The sequence below is a fragment of the Actinomadura geliboluensis genome (assembly GCF_043197915.1).
Taxonomy (GTDB): Bacteria; Actinomycetota; Actinomycetes; order Streptosporangiales; family Streptosporangiaceae; genus Spirillospora; species Spirillospora geliboluensis.
The window spans coordinates 55,989-73,294 of record NZ_JBICUA010000006.1 but is presented as its reverse complement, the minus strand read 5'-3'; the positions used below and the strand labels follow the sequence as shown (position 1 = coordinate 73,294).

Sequence of the window (17,306 nt, the reverse complement as noted above, 5' to 3'; positions counted from 1 at the left end):
CATGTTCGCCGTGTGGGCACCCGCCGCCGACCGCGTCGAAGTCGTGGTCGGCGGCACGGGCCATCCGATGGAGGCGCGGCCCTCCGGCTGGTGGGAGGCCAGCGTCGCCGACGCCGGCCATGGGACGGACTACGGCTTCGTCTTGGACGGCTCAGACGAAGTACTGCCCGACCCTCGCTCGCCTTGGCAGCCCAACGGTGTGCACGGCCAGAGCCGCGTCTACGACCACGGACAGTTCGCATGGACGGACCAGCATTGGCATGGCCGTCCGCTCCCCGGGAGCGTCCTCTACGAGATGCACGTCGGCACGTTCACGCAGGAGGGGACGTTCGACGCCGCTACCGACCGCCTCGACCATCTGGTGGCGCTCGGCATAGACGCGGTGGAGCTGCTGCCCGTCGCGTCCTTTCCCGGCCGTCACGGATGGGGGTACGACGGTGTCCACCTGTGGGCGCCCCATGAGCCCTACGGCGGCCCAGACGGTCTGAAGCGCTTCGTAGACGCCGCCCATGCGCGCGGCCTGGCCGTCGTCCTCGACGTCGTCTACAACCATCTAGGCCCGGACGGTAACCGCCTGGGCAGCTTCGGGCCGTACTTCACCAGCGCCCACGCCACCCCCTGGGGCGACGCGGTGAACTTCGACCAGGAAGGCTCGGACGAGGTCCGCGCATTCGTCGTGCAGAACGCGCTGATGTGGCTGCGCGACTACCACTTCGACGGGCTGCGGCTCGACGCCGTCCACGCCATCACCGACCACAGCGCCACGCACCTCCTCGAAGAACTGGGGCGCGCCGTGGCGGCGGAATCCGCCCACCTGGGGCGGCAGCTCTTCCTCATCGCCGAATCCGACCTGAACGACCCGCGCCTGGTGACGTCCAGGGAGGCCGGTGGATACGGCCTGGACGCGCAGTGGAGCGACGACTTCCACCACGCGCTGCACGCCGCGCTCACCGGTGAACGGCAGGGCTACTACTGCGACTTCGGCTCTCTGGAAACGCTGAAGAAGGCCCTTACCAGAGTCTTCGTTCATGACGGGACCATGTCGACCTACCGGGGCCGGCACCACGGGCGGCCGGTGAACGTCCGGGAAACGCCCGCACACCGTTTCCTCGGCTTTCTGCAGAACCACGACCAAGTCGGCAACCGCGCCTCCGGCGACCGCATCGGCGCGCTCTTGCCGTCCCCAGGGCTGCTCAAAGTGGGCGCGGCACTGCTTTTGCTCGCGCCCTTCACGCCGATGCTGTTCATGGGCGAGGAGTGGGGCGCGTCCACCCCCTGGTGCTACTTCACCGACCACCGCGATCTGGAGCTGGCCCGCGCCGTCAGCGAGGGGCGCCGGCGGGAGTTCGCCCGGCACGGCTGGGCGGGCGAGGTCCCCGATCCACAGGCTGTGGACACCTTTCGCCGATCCGTCCTCGACTGGACCGAGCCGGACGACCCGTACCACGCTGACCTGCTCGAATGGCATCGCGCCCTGATCGCGCTGCGCCGCTCCGAACCCGACCTGAACGACCCCCGGCCGGCCGCGGTGCAGGTCGGGACGGACGAGAGCACGGCGCGCTGGCTGGTGATGCGGCGCGGCGGGATCGGTGTGGCGGCGAACCTCGGGGACGTGCCCGTCGCCCTCCCGGCGGGGCCGCCCGGCGCGCGCCCCCGGCTGCTGCTCGCGTCGGATCCGGCGATTCACCTCGACCCCGGCGCACTCGGCGATTCCGGAAGGGTCGCCGTGGAGCTGCCCGCGGCCTCGATCGCGATTTTTCGCTGACCCGTGGACGCGTCTATTGCGGCGAAGATACGGGTACTGACGGATATGTCGTGTTCGGTAATGTACTACGAGTGGCAAACCGCAGGTCAAGAGCGCGGCGGCAGCCCGGTAATGGTCAAGAATGGTCATACGATCGGTTCATGACCTCAGTACTGCTCGCCGAGGACGACACGTCCATCTCCGAGCCTCTCGCCCGCGCGCTGCGTCGCGAGGGGTACACCGTCGAAGTAAGCCCGGACGGCCCGCAGGCGCTGGAGCGGGCGCTCGGCGGCGGGGTTGACCTGATCGTCCTCGATCTCGGCCTGCCCGAACTGGACGGCCTTGAGGTGGCCCGCAGGGTGCGGGCCGAGGGGCACGGCGTGCCCATCCTGATCCTGACCGCCCGGGCCGACGAGGTCGACACCGTCGTCGGGCTCGACGCGGGCGCCGACGACTACGTGACCAAGCCGTTCCGGCTGGCCGAGCTGCTCGCGCGGGTGCGCGCGCTGCTGCGCCGGGGCAGCACCGAGACCCCGATCGTCCAGGGGGTGCGGATCGACGCCGAGTCGCGCCGCGCCTGGATGGGCGACCAGGAGCTCCAGCTGACCACCAAGGAGTTCGACCTGCTGCGGGTGCTCGTCCGCGACGCCGGCAAGGTCGTGACCCGCGAACAGATCATGCGCGAGGTGTGGGACACCAACTGGTGGGGTTCCACGAAGACGCTCGACATGCACATTTCCTGGCTGCGCCGCAAGCTCGGCGACGACGCCGGCAGTCCCCGCTACATCACCACGGTGCGGGGCGTCGGCTTCCGGTTCGAGCGCGGCGACTAGCACCGGCCGCCGCGGCCGGGCGGAACGACCGGGGGCCTTCCCGAGAGGCCCCCGGGCAGCGTGCTGCGCCGTCCGCGGCCCCACCCCTAAGGAGCCCTGATGAGGCGCCGACTCCTCCTGTCGACGCTCGCGGTGGCGGTGGTCGCGATCCTCCTGCTCGGCATACCCCTCGCCTACGCCGCACACAAACTCGTCTACGAGGAGGCCGGCCGGTCGCTCGACCGGGAGGCGTCCTCCATCGCGGGCAGCGTCGGCTACAGCCTGGAGAAACCGCAGCCCGTCACCGGCGCGATCATCGCCCGCGAGTACCCCGGCCGGCAGATCACCGTCACGCTGCCGGACGGCCGCACCCTCAACGCCGGGCCGCCGCGCCGCGGCCCCGTCCTCAGCGCCACCGCCGCGCACGGCGCGGTGCGGGTCCGGGTGGCGCGCCCGGAGGCGGAGGTCCGCGACGCCGCGCTCCGGCTGATCCTGCTGATCGGCAGCCTGGCGCTGCTCGGCGTCGCCGTCACCGTCGGCCTGGCCATGGTGCAGGCCCGCAAGTTCATGCTGCCGCTCCGCGAGCTCGCCGAGACCGCCGACCGGCTCGGCAGCGGCAACGCCCGGCCCCGCCCCCGCCGCTACGGCATCCCGGAGATCGACCAGGTCGCCGAGGTGCTGGACCGCAGCGCCGTCCGCATCACCGACCTCGTCGTCGCCGGCCGCCAGTTCGCCACCGACGCCAGCCACCAGCTCCGCACGCCGCTCACCGCGCTGTCGATGCGGCTGGAGGAGATGATCGAGGCCGCCGAGTACCCCGACGTCGTCCGCGAGGAGGGCGCCGCCGCGGTCGCGCAGACCGAGCGGCTCGTCGCGGTCGTGGAGCAGCTGCTCGCCCGCGCCCGGCACGACCCGACCGGCGGCGCCGTCCCGTCCCCGATCGACGAGATCATCACCCAGCAGGTCAAGGAGTGGCGGCCGAGCTTCCGCAAGGAGGGCCGGGACGTGCGGATCGTCGGCGAGCAGGGCCTGATCGGCCTGACCAACCCCGAGGGCCTCTCCCAGATCCTCGCGACCCTGCTGGAGAACTCGCTCACCCACGGCGCCGGGACCGTCACCATCCACACCAAGCCGGGCGCCGGGTCGGTGGTGGTCGAGATCGGCGACGAGGGCCCCGGGATCCCGGCCGAGCTGGAGCCCCGCATCTTCGACCGCAGCGTCAGCGGCGGCCACGGCACCGGCCTCGGCCTCTACCTGGCCCGCTCGCTCGCCGTGGTGGACGGCGGCCGCCTCGAACTGATCCAGTCCCGTCCCGCGGTCTTCGGGGTCTTCCTCCGCCAGCCCGCCGAGGCGCGCCTGGCCGCCGAGCGGGTGGTCATGGGCCCCGCCTGACGGGCGGCGGCCGCGCCGTTCAGATCTCGGCGTAGTCCTCGCTGGGGGCGTCGAGGGGGTGGCCCAGGCGGGGGGAGCGGCCGTTCGCGCGGTGGACGCCCGGCGCCTCCGGGCCGGCGAGGCCCGCAGAGTCGGCGGAGCCGGCGGCGGGGGCCTCGGGCAGGCCGGACGCGGGGTCGACCGCCGGCGCGCTCGCCGGCAGGAACACCCACTTCTTGTACGACCAGAAGCGGAACAGCGTCGCCACGCCGGTGCCGATGACCAGGGCGATGTTGTAGAAGACGGCGCCGTCCAGCTTGAGGACGTAGTGCGAGAAGCCGATGAACAGCTCGGTGATCACCAGCCCGACGCCGTTCAGCGCGAAGAACAGCACGTACTCGCGGCCGAGCCCGGTGCGGTCGCGGTGCCGGAACGTCCAGTACCGGTTCGCCAGGTAGGAGAACGTCGTCGCGATGATCGTCGCGACGCCGTTGGAGGTCAGCGGGCCGACGCCCATCCCGGTGTGCAGGCCGTTGCCGATCACGACCGTGATGACGAACGCGATCGCGCCCACACTGCCGAACTTGGCGAGTTCGTGCACGAGGTGCGCGAACCGCCGATGGAGTTTGGCGACCAGGCTCACGAAGGGGAACCGTCCTTCCGGACTTCGTCGAACGCCACGGCCGACGGCGCGGCGGCTGATGCGGAGGCACCACGAGAATAGACGCCTGTTGCCGCGGAGACGTCGGAACATGAACGTTTCACGCTGTCCACGCGTTCCCTGCCCATTGTCACGACCCCCACACACCTGTGACGCCCGCCGCCGGGGATTCGTTCGCCCCGATCGGCCGATAGCCTTCTGACGTGAGTGTTCCACCGGATTCCCCGAGGGGGGACGACCTCCCGCGCCCCCCGGCCCGGCTCCGCCGGGGTGAAATGCCCGTCGTGGGCATGGCGGGCGGCGGGCAGCTGGCCCGGATGACCCAGCAGGCCGCGATCGCGCTCGGCGTGTCGCTGCGCGTCCTCGCCGGGGCGCTCGACGAGTCGGCGGCCAAGGCCGTGTCCGACGTCCGGGTGGGGGACGACCGGTCCCGCGACGACCTGCTGGCGTTCGCCAAGGGCTGCGACGTGGTCACGTTCGACCACGAGCACGTCCCGGGCCCGCACATCCGGGAGCTGGAGGAGTCGGGCGTCCCGTGCCGGCCGGGCGCGGCGGCCCTCGCCCACGCCCAGGACAAGCTCGTCATGCGGGAGCGGCTCAGCGGCCTCGGCGTCCCGTGCCCCGCGTACGCGCCCGTGCCCGCGTCGGAACCCGCCGCCTTCCTGGCGGACTTCGGCCGCGAGCACGGCTGGCCGCTGGTCCTCAAGGCGACCCGCGGCGGCTACGACGGCAAGGGCGTCTGGATCGTGGACGAGCCGTCCGGCGAGGTGGAGCGGCTGCTCGCGGAGGGCGTCGACCTGATGGTCGAGCAGCACGTCCCGTTCCGGCGGGAGCTGGCCGCCCTCGTCGCGCGCTCGCCCTACGGGCAGGGCGCCGCGTACCCGATCGTGGAGACCGTCCAGGAGGGCGGCATCTGCACCGAGGTGATCGCGCCCGCACCGGGCCTGTCCGACGACCTTGCCGCCGAGGCGCAGAGCCTCGCCCTCCGCGTCGCGGAGGAGCTCGGCGTCGTCGGGCTGCTCGCGGTCGAGCTGTTCGAGACCGACGCCGGGCTGCTGGTGAACGAGCTGGCCATGCGCCCGCACAACTCCGGGCACTGGACGATCGAGGGTTCCCGGACGTCGCAGTTCGAGCAGCACCTGCGGGCCGTCCTCGACCTGCCGCTCGGCTCCACCGAGCCGACCGCCCCGTACACGGTGATGGCGAACGTGCTCGGCGGCGACGACCCGGACGTCTACTCCCGCTACATCCACGTGATGGCCCACGACCCGGCCGTCAAGGTGCACATGTACGGCAAGGAGTCGCGTCCCGGCCGCAAGATCGGCCATGTGACGGCGCTCGGCACAGACCTCGACGACGTCCGGGAACGGGCCCGTCATGCCGCGGACTACCTGCGTTGGGGGACGAAGATGGGGGAGAAGCGGAAATGACTGAGCCGGTCGTCGGCGTGGTGATGGGCAGCGACTCCGACTGGCCCGTCATGGAGGGCGCCGCGCAGGCGCTGGCGGAGTTCGGCGTCCCCTACGAGGCCGACGTCGTGTCCGCGCACCGGATGCCGCACGACATGATCGCCTACGGGGAGGAGGCCGCCGGCCGCGGCCTCCGCGTGATCATCGCGGGCGCGGGCGGCGCCGCGCACCTGCCCGGCATGCTGGCGTCGGTGACGCCGCTGCCGGTGATCGGCGTCCCGGTGCCGCTGAAGTACCTCGACGGCATGGACTCGCTGCTGTCGATCGTGCAGATGCCCGCGGGCGTCCCCGTCGCGACGGTCGCGGTCGGCGCGGCCCGCAACGCCGGGCTGCTGGCCGTCCGCATCCTGGCCGCGTCCGACGAGGGGCTGCGGGCCAAGATGGAGGTCTTCCAGAAGGACCTCTACGGCCAGGCCAAGGCGAAGGGCGCCCGGCTCCGCGACAAGCTCTAGCGTCCTGCCGCCACCCGCCGCGGACTCCCCGGCGATCCTTCTGAGCGACCGATTCGAGTTCGCGTCAAAGGACATCAGGGTCCGCGAGAGGTGATGTTGGGGCCCTATGGCCCTAGGGGGCCGGACGTCATTCTCCATACATTTTCTCCAGTGATCGGGCGGCTAATCGGAAAGCCCGACAATGGAAGGAAGTGTGGAGAAATGCACGAGGAGAAGTCTGAGCCGCGCAAGCCGTCGCGGCGCCGCGCCGCGATCGCCGCGGCGGTGGGCGTCACCGCGCTGAGCGGCGCCATCACCGCCGGCGTGCTCGTGGGCGGTCAGTCGGAGTCCGGGCCGGTCGGCAAGGTCTCCGCGGTGTCCGACCAGCAGGCGCCTGCCGTGCTGGGGGGAGCCGCGGTGGGCACCGGGGCCGAGTCGGGCACCGGGGCCGAGTCGGGCACCAGGGCCGAGTCGGGCACCAGGGCCGAGTCGGGTACTGGGGCCGCGGCGGGCGCCGGGAGCGCCGGGAGCGCCGGGACCAAGACGACGGCCGGCGCGAAGGCGAAGGAGAAGTGCAACACGGTCGACCGGTACATCAACTCCAACACCATTCCGACGAACTACCAGTGGCACTCGAGCGTCAAGTACTGCTGGAACGGCAAGAAGGTGCGGATCATCCGGGCGAGCAGCTACCTGAAGAAGGCGGGCTTCAACGTCAGGGAGGAGCCGAAGCAGAACCGCATCATCTTCAACAAGAAGCACTCCGCCGTGACCGTGATGATCAGCGCGGACGTGATCCGGCCGAACGCGTGGACCGATGTCGTCCGGCACCCCAAGGTCCAGTACCGCATGTGGGCGATCAACGGGGCCCACACCTACAAGATCATCGACAACGAGGCCTAGCCGGCCGGCGGCCCCCGAGCGCGGTCGGGGGCCGCCGCCGCGCCTCGCGGAAGGCCGCTGCTGTCCCTAGCGGCGCAGCGCCCATTCGACGGCGGGGCAGCGGTTCATGACGACGTCCAGCCCGGCGTCCTTCGCGCGCCGGGCGGCCGCCTCGTCGATCACTTCGAGCGGCAGCCACACGGCCTTCGCGCCGGCCGCGATCGCCGCGTCCACCGCCTCACCGGCGTGCTCGGCGCGCCGGTAGACGCCGACCACGTCCACCTTCTCCGGGACGTCGGCGAGCGACGCGTAGCCCCGCTCGCCGAGCACCTCCCGCCCCGCCGGATGGACGGGGATGATCCGCTTCCCGCGCTGCTGCATCAGCCGGGCCTGGGTGTAGACCTCGCGGTCGGGGTTGTCGCCGAGCCCGACGAACGCCCACGTCCCGGTCTCGTTCAGCAGCCGCCGGATCACGTCCTGGTCGGCGAATTCGTCTGCCATGTCCACGACAACAGCGCCCGCGATCCTTTGCTTCCCGCGGCGCTCAGGGGCGTCCGAGCGCGCGGTAGTTCCAGCCCGCCGCGCGCCACCGCTCGGGGTCGAGGGCGTTGCGGCCGTCCACGATGTTGCGTTCGGCGACGGCCTCGGCGAGCGCGGCCGGGTCCATGCCGCGGAACTCCGGCCACTCGGTCAGCAGCAGGACGACGTGCGCGTCCCGGGCCGCCGACAGGGCCGAGTCGCCGTACTCCAGCGTCGGCTGGGCGCGGCGCGCGTTCCGCATGGCCTGCGGGTCGTACACGGTCACCTTGGCGCCCTGCGCACGGATGGACGCGGCCACGTCCAGCGCGGGGGAGTCGCGGACGTCGTCGGAGTTCGGTTTGAACGCGGCGCCGAGGACGCCGACCGTCCGGCCGGCGAACGAGCCGCCGAGCAGCTGCCGGGCGAGGTCCACCATCCGGATCCGGCGCCGGATGTTGATCTCGTCGACCTCGCGCAGGAACGTCAGCGCCTGGTCGGCGCCGAGCTCGCCCGCGCGGGCCATGAACGCCCGGATGTCCTTGGGCAGGCAGCCGCCGCCGAAGCCGAGCCCGGGGCCGAGGAACTTGCCGCCGATCCGGTCGTCGTAGGACAGCGCCTCCGAGAGCTTCGTCACATCGGCGTGCGCGGCCTCGCAGACCTCCGCCATCGCGTTGATGAACGAGATCTTGGTGGCGAGGAAGGCGTTGGCGGACACCTTCACGAGCTCGGCCGTGGGGAAGTCGGCGGTGATGAACGGCGTGCCCTCGGCGATCATCGTCCGGTAGACCTCGCGGAGCACCTTCTCGGCGTGCTCGGCCGCGCCCTGCTCGGCGGGCAGGCCCGCCACGATCCGGTCGGGGTGCAGGGTGTCCTGGACGGCGAACCCCTCGCGCAGGAACTCGGGGTTCCAGGCGAGCACGGCGTCGCCGCCGACCGGCGCGACCCGGGCGAGGATCTCGGCCAGCCGCGCGGCCGTCCCGACCGGCACGGTCGACTTGCCCACGATCAGGCAGGGCCGGTTCAGCAGCGGCGCGAGCGAGGCGACGGCGTCGTCCACGTAGCTCATGTCGGCCGCGTACTCGCCGGCCTTCTGCGGCGTCCCGACGCACAGGAAGTGGACGTCCCCGAACTCGGCGGCCTCCTTGTAGGACGTCGTGAACCGCAGCCGCCCGGTCTCCAGGCCCCGGCGCAGCACCGGTTCCAGGCCGGGCTCGTAGAACGGCAGGTCACCGGCGGCGAGCCGCGCGATCCGCTCGGCGTCCACGTCCAGCCCGAGGACCTCGAAGCCCAGGTCGGCCATGCAGGCCGCGTGGGTGGCGCCCAGATAGCCCGTTCCGATGACCGTCAGCCGGTGGGTCAAGACCCGCTCCCTTCGATTAGCCGTCGCCGACTAGCGGCCTCTTCTGACACGTGCCCACTGCGGGCCCGTACCTGCCCTGCCCGCCAGTCCCTACTGGCGGGTAGCATCTGCGGCATGAGTTCTGACTTTCCCACGTATGCGCCGTCGGAGGAGCATGAGCTGCTGCGGCGCACGGTGCGTGAGCTGGCCGAGGCCAAGATCGCTCCTTTCGCGGCGGAGGTGGACGAGGAGTCCCGGTTCCCGCAGGAGGCGCTGGAGGCGCTGGTCGCCAACGATCTGCATGCGGTGCACGTGCCCGAATCGTACGGGGGCGCTGGAGCGGACGCGCTGGCGACGGTGATCGTGATCGAGGAGGTCGCGCGGGTGTGCGGGTCCTCGTCGCTGATCCCGGCGGTGAACAAGCTGGGCACGGTGCCGGTGCTGCTGGCCGGTGGGGAGGAGCTCAAGAAGAAGTATCTGGCTCCGGTCGCGCGGGGGGAGGCGATGTTCTCCTATGCCCTGTCGGAGGCGGATGCGGGGTCGGATGCGGCGGGGATGAAGACGCGTGCGGTGCGTGACGGGGAGCAGTGGGTGCTCAACGGCGCGAAGATGTGGATCACCAATGCGGGGGTGTCGGAGTACTACACGGTGATGGCGGTCACCGACCCGGCGGCGGGTGCGCGGGGGATCTCGGCGTTCGTGGTGGAGAAGTCGGATCCGGGGGTGTCGTTCGGGCCCAAGGAGCGCAAGCTGGGGATCAAGGGGTCGCCGACCCGGCAGGTGATCTTCGAGGACGCGCGGATCCCGGCGGACCGGCTGATCGGTGTGGAGGGTACGGGGTTCAAGACGGCGCTGGCGACGCTGGACCACACGCGGATCACGATCGCGGCGCAGGCGCTGGGGATCGCGCAGGGCGCGCTGGACTTCGCGCTGGGGTATGTGAAGGAGCGGCGGCAGTTCGGCAAGTCGATCGCCGACTTCCAGGGTGTGCAGTTCATGCTGGCCGACATGGCGATGCGGCTGGAGGGCGCCCGGCAGCTGACCTACCACGCGGCGATCAAGTCCGAGCGGGCGATGAGCGGTGAGAAGGTCGCGGACCTGACGTTCGTCTCCTCGGCCTGTAAGGCGCTGGCCTCGGACGTGGCGATGGACGTCACCACCGACGCCGTCCAGCTCCTCGGGGGCTACGGGTACACGCGGGAGTTCCCGGTGGAGCGGATGATGCGCGACGCCAAGATCACTCAGATCTACGAGGGCACCAACCAGATCCAGCGCATGGTGATGGCCCGCCAACTCCTCAAGTAGCCGGGTCACGCGACCCACGACGGGACGATCTGCGCCAGCCGGGCCGGATCGGTCAGGCCGCGGATCGCGGTGACGACACCGTCCTTGACCGTGAAGGCGAGGACGGTGACCGGCCGTCCGCCGACCGTGATGAGCACGCCGGGGACGCCGTCCAGAAGAGCCGGATGCGCCCGCGCGCCCGGCGCCGCGAAACTCGCGGCCTGGGCGGCGACCTTCTCCGCGCCGCGCACGAGGACGGCCCCCTGCGGCCCCTGCCCCCGCAGCACCACGCCTGGGGCGAGCACGTCGAGCAGCCCGCCCACGTCCCCCTCGCCCACCGCCGTGAGGAACGCGTTGATGACGTCCCGCGCGGCGGCATGGGCATCGGCCACCGGAGCACCGAGCCGCAGCCGCCCCCGGGCCCGGCTGGCGAGCATCTTGGCCGCCGGTGTGCTCCGCCCGAGGATCGCTGCGACCGCGTCGAACGGGACCTCGAAGACATCATGGAGGACGAACGCCACCCGCTCCGCCGGAGTCAACGCGTCCATGACGACGTACAGGGCGAGGCCGACGGAGTCGGCGAGCAGGGCCTCCCGCTCGGGGTCGCCCCCGTCGTCCCCGGCCGGCAGCCCGATGTCGAGTTCGAGCGGCTGCTCGCCCCGCACCTTGCGCCTGCGGAGCAGGTCCAGGCAGATCCGCCCGGTCACCGTGGTCAGCCAGCCGCGCAGGTCGTCGATGCCGCCACCGGCCCGCGCGAGCCGCAGCCACGCCTCCTGAACGGCGTCGTCCGCGTCGGCGTGCGACCCGAGCACCCGGAACGCGATCGCACGCAGGTAGGGCCTTTGCGCCTCGAACTCCGCGGCGAGCTGCTCTTCTTCGGTCACGATCCCCCTCGGCGTACAACGGTGTCACTACCAGGACGCGCCGCACACCTCTGAGGTAACGCGTTACCTTGTCCCGCTCCCGGACGTCGTAGTGCCGTTCAACGACCCTTGGAGGGGAAATGACGGCACGCATTCAGAACACGGCCGGCCAGCCCAGCATCATGACGGGCGTCCAGCACCTGTTTAAGGAGGTGTACAGCGGCGGCGTACCGAACCAGACGCTCGAACTGGTCCATCTGCGCGCCAGCCAGATCAACGGCTGCAGTGCCTGTGTCGACGCCGGCGGTAAGAGCGGGGCCAAGGCGGGCGTCAGTCCCGAGAAGCTGCTCGCAGTGGCCGCCTGGTACGAGAACCCGCTCTTCGATGACGCCGAGCGCGCGGCCCTGGCACTGACCGAGGCCGCCACCCGCCTCGCCGACCGACCGGGCGCGGTCACCGACGAGATCTGGGCTGAAGCGGCCCGCCACTACAACGAGCGCCAACTCGGCGCCCTGGTCCTGATGGTGGCGATCACCAACTTCTTCAACCGCATCAATACCACCTTCCGCATCCCCGCCGGCACTACCTGGGAGTAACCCCCAACCCACCAGGCCCGGCATGACCCATGCCGGGCCCTGGGCAGCCTCGGTGCGGGGTGCGAAGGAGCGTTCTCGGTGATGGTGGTCAGCCGCGGGTGGGCTGCGACCCGGTGCTGAAGATCAGGGCGGCGGCGCGGTTGAGGACGTCCGCACGGTCGCGGCCCTCGTGGTCGGCCGCGAGGGAATGGTGTCCGATCGCCACGCAGAAGGCGATGAGGGAGCGGGCCTCGACCTCGTCGGGATCGGAGCAGAAGGTGCCGATCACTTCGCGCAGGAGCCCCATGCGCCGGTCGTCCACCCGCCGCAGGCGTTCGGCCACCGCCGCGTCCCGCCGGGCCCAGTCCCGGACGGCGAGGTCGATGGGGAGCAGCCGCTCGCTGGAGAAGGTGAGCATGCCCGCCCGCCGCGCCTTGGTCTCCGGGGCGCCGCCCTCCTTCTCGACGCGGTCGATCACCTCGTCGACGCTCTCCCGCTCCCAGGCGTCCAACATGGCCTCCAGCAGCGCGTCGCGATCGGCGAAGTACCCGTAGAACCCGCCCTTGGTGACGCCGAGCCTCTTGGCCAGGACCTCGACGCGCACGGCGTCCGGGCCGCCCGTGGCCAGCGCGCGCAACCCTTCTTCGATCCAGTGGTCCCGCGGTGTCCGGGGAACGCCCATCGAGTGCCTCACCTCACATATACGCCACCGTATAAACGCGTTAGCCTGCTGTTATACGCAACCGTATACCTGCTGAGTGCGGTAAGACGGCCACCGACGTCAGTGCCCGCACCCCTATGAGGTGAAGATGCGGCTCTCCAAGTCAGCCCACGTGCAGCAGCCCTGGCGAATCCACGCGATCGCCCCCGACTTCCAACTGCAGGATGTGTGGTCCTACCGCACCCCCGGTGCGGGACCGGACGACTTCCCCGTAGTGCTTGCGCTGTTGCAGAACGCCGGGGGATTCAGCAAACAGCCCAGGCCGGTCAAGTTCCTGTTCGCGGTGCGCTGGAAACTCGGTCGCCTCCTCGGATGGGACGAGCCCGGCACCGGCCTCGGAACCAGAGTCGAATCGGTTCGCGATCGCCTGCCGGACGACCTCGCCGAGACCACCGTCCCGGATTCCGCAGACTCGCTGTTCTCGCCCGTGTACCGGCTCGGCAACGAGGACGTCCGTGAACTGGCGAACAAGACCGTCCACGGCATCATGCACCTGGGCTGGGCGCCGGCCGCCGGCGGTGACTACGAGCTGCGAATGGCCGTCCTGGTCAAGACGAACGGCCGGTTGGGCCGGCTCTACATGGCCCTCATCGCACCCTTCCGCCACCTGGTCGTCTACCCGATGCTGACCCGCCAATGGGAACGCGCCTGGAGAAACCGTCCTCCGACCACCAAGGCCCACCGGCCTTGATGCCGATGGCCCGGTTGTAGACGAAACTCCCGCTGCAAATCAGAGGTCGTGGCGGCCCTGTTTGATGGCTTCGATCATGGTCTGGGCCGTTGCGGTGCTGACGATGAGGCGAGGTCCGCTGGGGTCCTTGGAGTCTCGGACGGCCAGCCCGTCGGCGAGCGGCGCGAGTTCGACGCAGTCCCCTCCATCGCCCTGACTCCGGGACGACTTCCGCCAAGTGACGTCATCAATGAAGGGGGTGGACGTCGTGTGATGTGGAGGTGTGGGGCCCATCAAGTCTCATCTCTTACTTTGCCGAGGAGCCGGGTGAGATACCGAACGCTGGTGTCCTTGTCAAAGGCAGTGGCCTGAAGATGCTGAAACTTGAGTCTATGACTCTCTATCTCGTCTGCCTTCTCTAGATAGAGAGCGTTGGGCCCCATTTCGATGTGGACGATCGTCGGATCACGTGCGTACTCCAGCAGTGTGAAGCTCGAAGCCAGGCCGACGTGCATGCCCGCGGAGAAGGGGATGACCTGCACCGTTATGTGTTCGCTCTCGCCGGTGTCGATCAGTCGCCGGAGTTGCTCTTCGCGGTCGTCCTTGGTGCCGAAGGGGCGGCTGACGGCGGCCTCGTCGATGACCGCCCACAGTTCCGGTGGGTCTGCGTGCTGGAGAATCCGCTGCCGCGTCAGCCGGTAGTCGATGCGGCGTTGGATCTCATCGGGGTCTCGGATGAGGCCACCGCGGATTGCCGCGCGGGCGTAGGGGACGGTTTGCAGGAGGCCCGGGATCACTAGGGGCTGGTAGGTGTAGATGCGGGCGGCCTCGGCCTCGAAGCCCGCGTAGGCGCTGCCGAGGACGTCGCCGAAGTCCCTCTCCCACCAGCCGCGTTCGCGTGAGAGGCGAGCGAGGTTGAGCAGGGCTTCCCGCTCGTCGTCGGCGACCTTGTAGTAGTCGAGCAGGACGCGGATGTCGCTGATGTTCGGCTGCGGGCCGATGCCCGTCTCCAGCCGGTTCATCTTGCCCTGGCTCAAATCGATGTCACCGCGGACCTTGTCGGCCGTGAGCCCGGCGTCGTGGCGCAGCCTGCGCAGCTCCCGGGACAGGCGCCGGCGAGCGATGGTGGGGCTGCGGCGGTCGGCGGTGGCGGACATCGGTCGCTCCAAGGGCCGGACGGGGTCGGGGGCCGTCCAGCATCGTAGTCACTCTCCGGAACGGACACATTACAATCAATCGGACGACTTCCAGAATGGAACTTCCAAAGTCAAGGATGTTGGGCCATGCTGAGGGTGCTGTCACTGTGCGTCGGTGCACGTGCGCGCCGGGTTGCCGTCACTGAGGGCGAGGCTCTGGTGGCCAAGGGTCCGAATCGTCCTGGTGAGTATGGCGCATCTGCGGTCGGTGGCTTGACCCCCGGGAGCGAAGGAGACGATCGATGTCGGTGTCCGTCGGCGCTGTGGTCGAGGCGCGGCCGCCGGTGAGCGGTGGGGCCGTTCGGGTGGAGGCGCTCGGTGTGGCCGCCCTGCCGTCCGCGGTGCCGGTCGCGCGGTACTTCGCTCGGGCGCTGCTCGGGGCGTGGGAGGTGGGCGAGGCCCGCCGGTGGGCCTGCCAGCAGGTTCTCTCGGAGTTGGTCGGCAATGCGCTGGAGGCGACGGGCGAACCGGGCGGGACGGACATCGAGGTGCGCGGTACAGCGATGATGTTCGTCCGGTTCCAATTGTGCGCCGCGCATCTGGTCGTCGAGGTGCGTGATGACAGTGCGGCGCTGCCGAAGGCCCGACAGGCCGCTCCACTCGACGAGGGCGGGCGGGGTCTCATGCTGGCCGAGTCCCTCGCGTCGGGCTGGGGGTCGTACACGCTGCCCATCGGCAAGGTGGTGTGGGCTGCGTGGGACGTCGCCTGATGCTTCGGCGTGCATGACGGTCAAAGCCCATGCGTTCGCCCTTGACTTTCGCACATTGGAGATGTTCGATCTCACATGTGGAGAGTTCGGAGAGAGTTGCTGCGCTCATTGAGCGGTTGCGGACCACCGAGCGGGTGACGGTGGGGGAGCTGGCGGAGGAGACCGGGGCGTCCGAGATGACGATCCGGCGCGACCTCGATCAACTCGCGGAGCGCGGGGTGCTGCGGCGGGTGCGGGGCGGGGCGGTGAGCCTGCTGCTGCGCGGTGAGGCGATGCCGTTCGCCGTCCGCGAGCAGGAGGCGGTCGGCGTCAAGGAGCGGATCGCCGCCGAGGTGGACGGGCTGCTCGCCGACGGGGAGGCCGTCATCCTGGACGGCGGCACCACCACGCTGACCGTCGCCCGCGCGATCGCCGGGCGGCGGCTCACCGTCGTCCCGCTCGACCTGCACGCGGCCAACGCGCTGAGCGGTGCGCCGCAGGTGCGGCTGCTGGTCCCCGGCGGGCGGACCGCGCCGGGCGCGCTGGCGTTCACCGGGCCGCTTACCGAGGCGTCGCTGGCCTCGCTGCGCGTCGACACCGCGGTCCTCGGGGTGTGCGGGCTGTCGGCCGAGCACGGGCTCACCGCCCACGAACTCGACGAGGTGCCGGTCAAGCGGGCCGCGATCGCCTCCGCCCGGCGCGTCATCGCCGTGTGCGACGGGGCCAAGTTCGGACGCACCGGCCTCGGGCTCGTCTGCCCCGCCGCCACGCTGGACATGGTGGTGACCGACCGCTCGGCGCCCGCGGCGGCGGTGGCCCGCCTCCGCGACGCCGGCGTGGACGTCCGCCTTGTCTGACCAGCGGAGGAAGTTGCGGGCGGGACGGGCGGCCACCTTCGCCTACTTCGGGCTGAACGGGTTCGTGCTGGGCATGTGGATCGTCCACATCCCGGTCATCGAGGACCGGGTGGGGGTGGGGCACGCCGTCCTCGGCTGGCTCCTACTGCTGCTCGGTGCGGGCGCGCTTGCCGGGATGCAGGCCGCGGGTCGGTTCACTGACCGGGTCGGCGCCCGCGTCATGGTGCCGCTGAGCGCGGTGTTGTGCAGCGCTGCGCTGGTTCTGCCGGCCCTTGCCGTGAACGCCTGGACGCTGGGTGCGGCGCTGCTGGTTCTCGGCATCGGTAACGGCACCCTGGACGTCTCCATGAACTCCCACGCCGTGCAGGTGGAGCGTGGTTACCGGCGGCCCGTCATGTCGGCGTTCCATGCGACGTTCTCGCTCGGTGGAGTGCTTGCCGCGTTGGTCGGTGCCCGCACGCTTGGGTGGGGCTGGTCCCCGGTGGTGTCGCTGGGGGCGGCGGCGGTCTTCGGGGTTGTCGTGGCCGTGCTGACCGCCCCGGCGCTCCTGCATAGTGAGTCTCCCCAAGGGACTGCTCCCGGGAGTGGAGCCCGCGCCCGGACGCCTAAGCGCATCTGGATGATGGCTGCCCTCGCGCTAATGGTCATGTTGTCGGAGGGTGTGGCCAACGACTGGAGCACCCTGCATCTGCGTGATGCCCTGGACGCGTCCGCCTCTACTGCCGCCTTCGCCTACGGGGCCTTCGCCACTGCCATGACCATCGGCCGTCTGCTGGCCGATCGGGTGGCGGCGCGCTTCGGGTCGGTCGCCGTCCTGCGGTATGGCGCTGCTCTGGGCGCGTTCGGTCTGGCGGTGGCGGCGCTGTCCCCGTGGGTCCCTTCGGCGCTCGCCGGCTGGGCCTTGGCCGGGGCCGGGTTGTCCGGCTGCGTGCCTCAGTTGTTCAGTGCCGCCGGTCACCACGACCCGGACGCCGTCGGCGCCAACGTCTCCCGTGTCGCCGGGCTGGGCTACCTGGGGATGCTCGCCGGGCCCGCCGTCATCGGCCCGCTGACGCACGTGATGCCGCTGAACCTGACGTTCTTCCTGCCAGTCGTGCTGTGCGCCGTTGCCGCCGCCACGGCGGGCATCCTGCGCACCCCGCAGAAGGCCCCGGGCGTCGTCCACCCTGCGGAGGCACCGAACGGCTGACATTTCCGGCGAACTTCCGAGGGGGTCGGTAGCG

General features: G+C 70.8%; 19 protein-coding genes. 12 read left to right on the top strand and 7 right to left on the bottom strand.

Annotated features, from left to right (window positions below):
* Position 1: 1 nt before the first annotated feature.
* The 3 genes from treZ to ACGFI1_RS20340 all read left to right on the top strand — a co-directional run bounded on the left by treZ (position 2) and on the right by ACGFI1_RS20340 (position 3,948).
* A complete protein-coding gene (gene treZ, locus ACGFI1_RS20350; protein ID WP_392787527.1) occupies positions 2-1,765 on the top strand; it encodes a malto-oligosyltrehalose trehalohydrolase in 1,764 nt (587 codons plus the stop codon).
* Between the two features lie 140 nt (positions 1,766-1,905).
* The gene (locus tag ACGFI1_RS20345) at positions 1,906-2,577 is read left to right on the top strand and encodes a response regulator transcription factor (RefSeq protein WP_019629095.1); all 672 of its coding nucleotides are present in this window, start codon (positions 1,906-1,908) and stop codon (positions 2,575-2,577) included.
* A 99-nt stretch (positions 2,578-2,676) separates the two neighbouring features.
* Positions 2,677-3,948, top strand: coding sequence for an ATP-binding protein (locus ACGFI1_RS20340; RefSeq protein WP_301177502.1), 1,272 nt, complete (start codon positions 2,677-2,679; stop codon positions 3,946-3,948).
* Between the two features lie 19 nt (positions 3,949-3,967).
* On the opposite strand, the gene ACGFI1_RS20335 is transcribed toward ACGFI1_RS20340, so the two are convergent.
* Positions 3,968-4,570, bottom strand: a complete 603-nt coding sequence (locus ACGFI1_RS20335; RefSeq protein ID WP_392787069.1) for a GtrA family protein — start codon at positions 4,568-4,570, stop codon at positions 3,968-3,970.
* A 293-nt stretch (positions 4,571-4,863) separates the two neighbouring features.
* Between ACGFI1_RS20335 and ACGFI1_RS20330 the strand changes: the two genes are divergently transcribed.
* From ACGFI1_RS20330 to ACGFI1_RS20320, 3 genes are all read left to right on the top strand, one after another.
* Entirely contained in the window at positions 4,864-6,018 is a 1,155-nt protein-coding gene (locus ACGFI1_RS20330) for a 5-(carboxyamino)imidazole ribonucleotide synthase (protein WP_392787066.1), read from the top strand.
* Positions 6,015-6,509, top strand: coding sequence for a 5-(carboxyamino)imidazole ribonucleotide mutase (gene purE, locus ACGFI1_RS20325; RefSeq protein WP_138641959.1), 495 nt, complete (start codon positions 6,015-6,017; stop codon positions 6,507-6,509). The genes ACGFI1_RS20330 and purE overlap by 4 nt, the downstream gene beginning before the upstream one ends.
* Before the next feature lie 201 nt (positions 6,510-6,710).
* Complete coding sequence (locus ACGFI1_RS20320; RefSeq protein WP_392787063.1) at positions 6,711-7,391, top strand: hypothetical protein; 681 nt, start codon at positions 6,711-6,713, stop codon at positions 7,389-7,391.
* A gap of 66 nt (positions 7,392-7,457) precedes the next feature.
* On the opposite strand, the gene ACGFI1_RS20315 is transcribed toward ACGFI1_RS20320, so the two are convergent.
* Both ACGFI1_RS20315 and ACGFI1_RS20310 read right to left on the bottom strand, forming a co-directional pair.
* Positions 7,458-7,871: a CoA-binding protein gene (locus ACGFI1_RS20315; RefSeq protein ID WP_386873618.1), complete on the bottom strand. Its 414-nt coding sequence runs from the start codon at positions 7,869-7,871 to the stop codon at positions 7,458-7,460.
* Positions 7,872-7,914: 43 nt separating this feature from the next.
* Entirely contained in the window at positions 7,915-9,249 is a 1,335-nt protein-coding gene (locus tag ACGFI1_RS20310) for a UDP-glucose dehydrogenase family protein (RefSeq protein ID WP_386873619.1), read from the bottom strand.
* Positions 9,250-9,363: 114 nt separating this feature from the next.
* On the opposite strand from ACGFI1_RS20310, the gene ACGFI1_RS20305 reads away from it, so the two are divergent.
* Complete coding sequence (locus ACGFI1_RS20305; RefSeq protein ID WP_392787058.1) at positions 9,364-10,533, top strand: acyl-CoA dehydrogenase family protein; 1,170 nt, start codon at positions 9,364-9,366, stop codon at positions 10,531-10,533.
* A gap of 5 nt (positions 10,534-10,538) precedes the next feature.
* Here the strand turns inward: ACGFI1_RS20305 and ACGFI1_RS20300 are convergent, their stop codons facing one another.
* Positions 10,539-11,396 carry a sigma-70 family RNA polymerase sigma factor gene (locus ACGFI1_RS20300; RefSeq protein ID WP_392787056.1) on the bottom strand — a complete coding sequence of 286 codons (858 nt, stop codon included), beginning with the start codon at positions 11,394-11,396 and terminating at the stop codon, positions 10,539-10,541.
* 119 nt (positions 11,397-11,515) lie between these two features.
* Here ACGFI1_RS20300 and ACGFI1_RS20295 point away from each other — a divergent pair, with 119 nt between their 5' ends.
* A complete protein-coding gene (locus tag ACGFI1_RS20295) occupies positions 11,516-11,971 on the top strand; it encodes a carboxymuconolactone decarboxylase family protein (protein ID WP_386873622.1) in 456 nt (151 codons plus the stop codon).
* Between the two features lie 88 nt (positions 11,972-12,059).
* Here ACGFI1_RS20295 and ACGFI1_RS20290 read toward each other — a convergent pair whose 3' ends face one another.
* Positions 12,060-12,632 (bottom strand): TetR/AcrR family transcriptional regulator, encoded by a 573-nt coding sequence (locus ACGFI1_RS20290; RefSeq protein WP_392787053.1) that lies wholly within the window; start codon positions 12,630-12,632, stop codon positions 12,060-12,062.
* A 127-nt stretch (positions 12,633-12,759) separates the two neighbouring features.
* Here ACGFI1_RS20290 and ACGFI1_RS20285 point away from each other — a divergent pair, with 127 nt between their 5' ends.
* A complete protein-coding gene (locus ACGFI1_RS20285) occupies positions 12,760-13,362 on the top strand; it encodes a DUF2867 domain-containing protein (protein ID WP_392787051.1) in 603 nt (200 codons plus the stop codon).
* A 39-nt stretch (positions 13,363-13,401) separates the two neighbouring features.
* Here ACGFI1_RS20285 and ACGFI1_RS20280 read toward each other — a convergent pair whose 3' ends face one another.
* Both ACGFI1_RS20280 and ACGFI1_RS20275 read right to left on the bottom strand, forming a co-directional pair.
* Positions 13,402-13,635: a DUF397 domain-containing protein gene (locus tag ACGFI1_RS20280; RefSeq protein ID WP_392787048.1), complete on the bottom strand. Its 234-nt coding sequence runs from the start codon at positions 13,633-13,635 to the stop codon at positions 13,402-13,404.
* Positions 13,635-14,498, bottom strand: a complete 864-nt coding sequence (locus ACGFI1_RS20275) for a helix-turn-helix domain-containing protein (protein WP_392787046.1) — start codon at positions 14,496-14,498, stop codon at positions 13,635-13,637. Before ACGFI1_RS20275 ends, ACGFI1_RS20280 begins: the two co-directional genes overlap by 1 nt.
* Before the next feature lie 281 nt (positions 14,499-14,779).
* Here ACGFI1_RS20275 and ACGFI1_RS20270 point away from each other — a divergent pair, with 281 nt between their 5' ends.
* Genes ACGFI1_RS20270 through ACGFI1_RS20260 form a run of 3 tightly spaced genes read left to right on the top strand, consistent with a single transcriptional unit; the run spans position 14,780 to position 17,272 of the window.
* Positions 14,780-15,247: an ATP-binding protein gene (locus ACGFI1_RS20270; protein WP_392787043.1), complete on the top strand. Its 468-nt coding sequence runs from the start codon at positions 14,780-14,782 to the stop codon at positions 15,245-15,247.
* 29 nt (positions 15,248-15,276) lie between these two features.
* Positions 15,277-16,083 (top strand): DeoR/GlpR family DNA-binding transcription regulator, encoded by an 807-nt coding sequence (locus tag ACGFI1_RS20265; protein ID WP_392787040.1) that lies wholly within the window; start codon positions 15,277-15,279, stop codon positions 16,081-16,083.
* Positions 16,076-17,272 carry an MFS transporter gene (locus ACGFI1_RS20260; protein WP_387077197.1) on the top strand — a complete coding sequence of 399 codons (1,197 nt, stop codon included), beginning with the start codon at positions 16,076-16,078 and terminating at the stop codon, positions 17,270-17,272. Before ACGFI1_RS20265 ends, ACGFI1_RS20260 begins: the two co-directional genes overlap by 8 nt.
* The last annotated feature ends 34 nt before the right edge of the window (positions 17,273-17,306 follow it).

What these genes read in the sequence shown, in the direction of transcription:
- treZ (WP_392787527.1), top strand. Translation starts at nt 2, where the DNA reads ATGTTCGCCGTGTGGGCACCCGCCGCCGACCGCGTCGAAGTCGTGGTC.
- ACGFI1_RS20345 (WP_019629095.1), top strand. Translation starts at nt 1,906, where the DNA reads ATGACCTCAGTACTGCTCGCCGAGGACGACACGTCCATCTCCGAGCCT.
- ACGFI1_RS20340 (WP_301177502.1), top strand. Translation starts at nt 2,677, where the DNA reads ATGAGGCGCCGACTCCTCCTGTCGACGCTCGCGGTGGCGGTGGTCGCG.
- ACGFI1_RS20330 (WP_392787066.1), top strand. Translation starts at nt 4,864, where the DNA reads ATGCCCGTCGTGGGCATGGCGGGCGGCGGGCAGCTGGCCCGGATGACC.
- purE (WP_138641959.1), top strand. Translation starts at nt 6,015, where the DNA reads ATGACTGAGCCGGTCGTCGGCGTGGTGATGGGCAGCGACTCCGACTGG.
- ACGFI1_RS20320 (WP_392787063.1), top strand. Translation starts at nt 6,711, where the DNA reads ATGCACGAGGAGAAGTCTGAGCCGCGCAAGCCGTCGCGGCGCCGCGCC.
- ACGFI1_RS20315 (WP_386873618.1), bottom strand. Translation starts at nt 7,871, where the DNA reads ATGGCAGACGAATTCGCCGACCAGGACGTGATCCGGCGGCTGCTGAAC.
- ACGFI1_RS20305 (WP_392787058.1), top strand. Translation starts at nt 9,364, where the DNA reads ATGAGTTCTGACTTTCCCACGTATGCGCCGTCGGAGGAGCATGAGCTG.
- ACGFI1_RS20295 (WP_386873622.1), top strand. Translation starts at nt 11,516, where the DNA reads ATGACGGCACGCATTCAGAACACGGCCGGCCAGCCCAGCATCATGACG.
- ACGFI1_RS20290 (WP_392787053.1), bottom strand. Translation starts at nt 12,632, where the DNA reads ATGGGCGTTCCCCGGACACCGCGGGACCACTGGATCGAAGAAGGGTTG.
- ACGFI1_RS20285 (WP_392787051.1), top strand. Translation starts at nt 12,760, where the DNA reads ATGCGGCTCTCCAAGTCAGCCCACGTGCAGCAGCCCTGGCGAATCCAC.
- ACGFI1_RS20280 (WP_392787048.1), bottom strand. Translation starts at nt 13,635, where the DNA reads ATGGGCCCCACACCTCCACATCACACGACGTCCACCCCCTTCATTGAT.
- ACGFI1_RS20275 (WP_392787046.1), bottom strand. Translation starts at nt 14,498, where the DNA reads ATGTCCGCCACCGCCGACCGCCGCAGCCCCACCATCGCTCGCCGGCGC.
- ACGFI1_RS20270 (WP_392787043.1), top strand. Translation starts at nt 14,780, where the DNA reads ATGTCGGTGTCCGTCGGCGCTGTGGTCGAGGCGCGGCCGCCGGTGAGC.
- ACGFI1_RS20265 (WP_392787040.1), top strand. Translation starts at nt 15,277, where the DNA reads ATGCGTTCGCCCTTGACTTTCGCACATTGGAGATGTTCGATCTCACAT.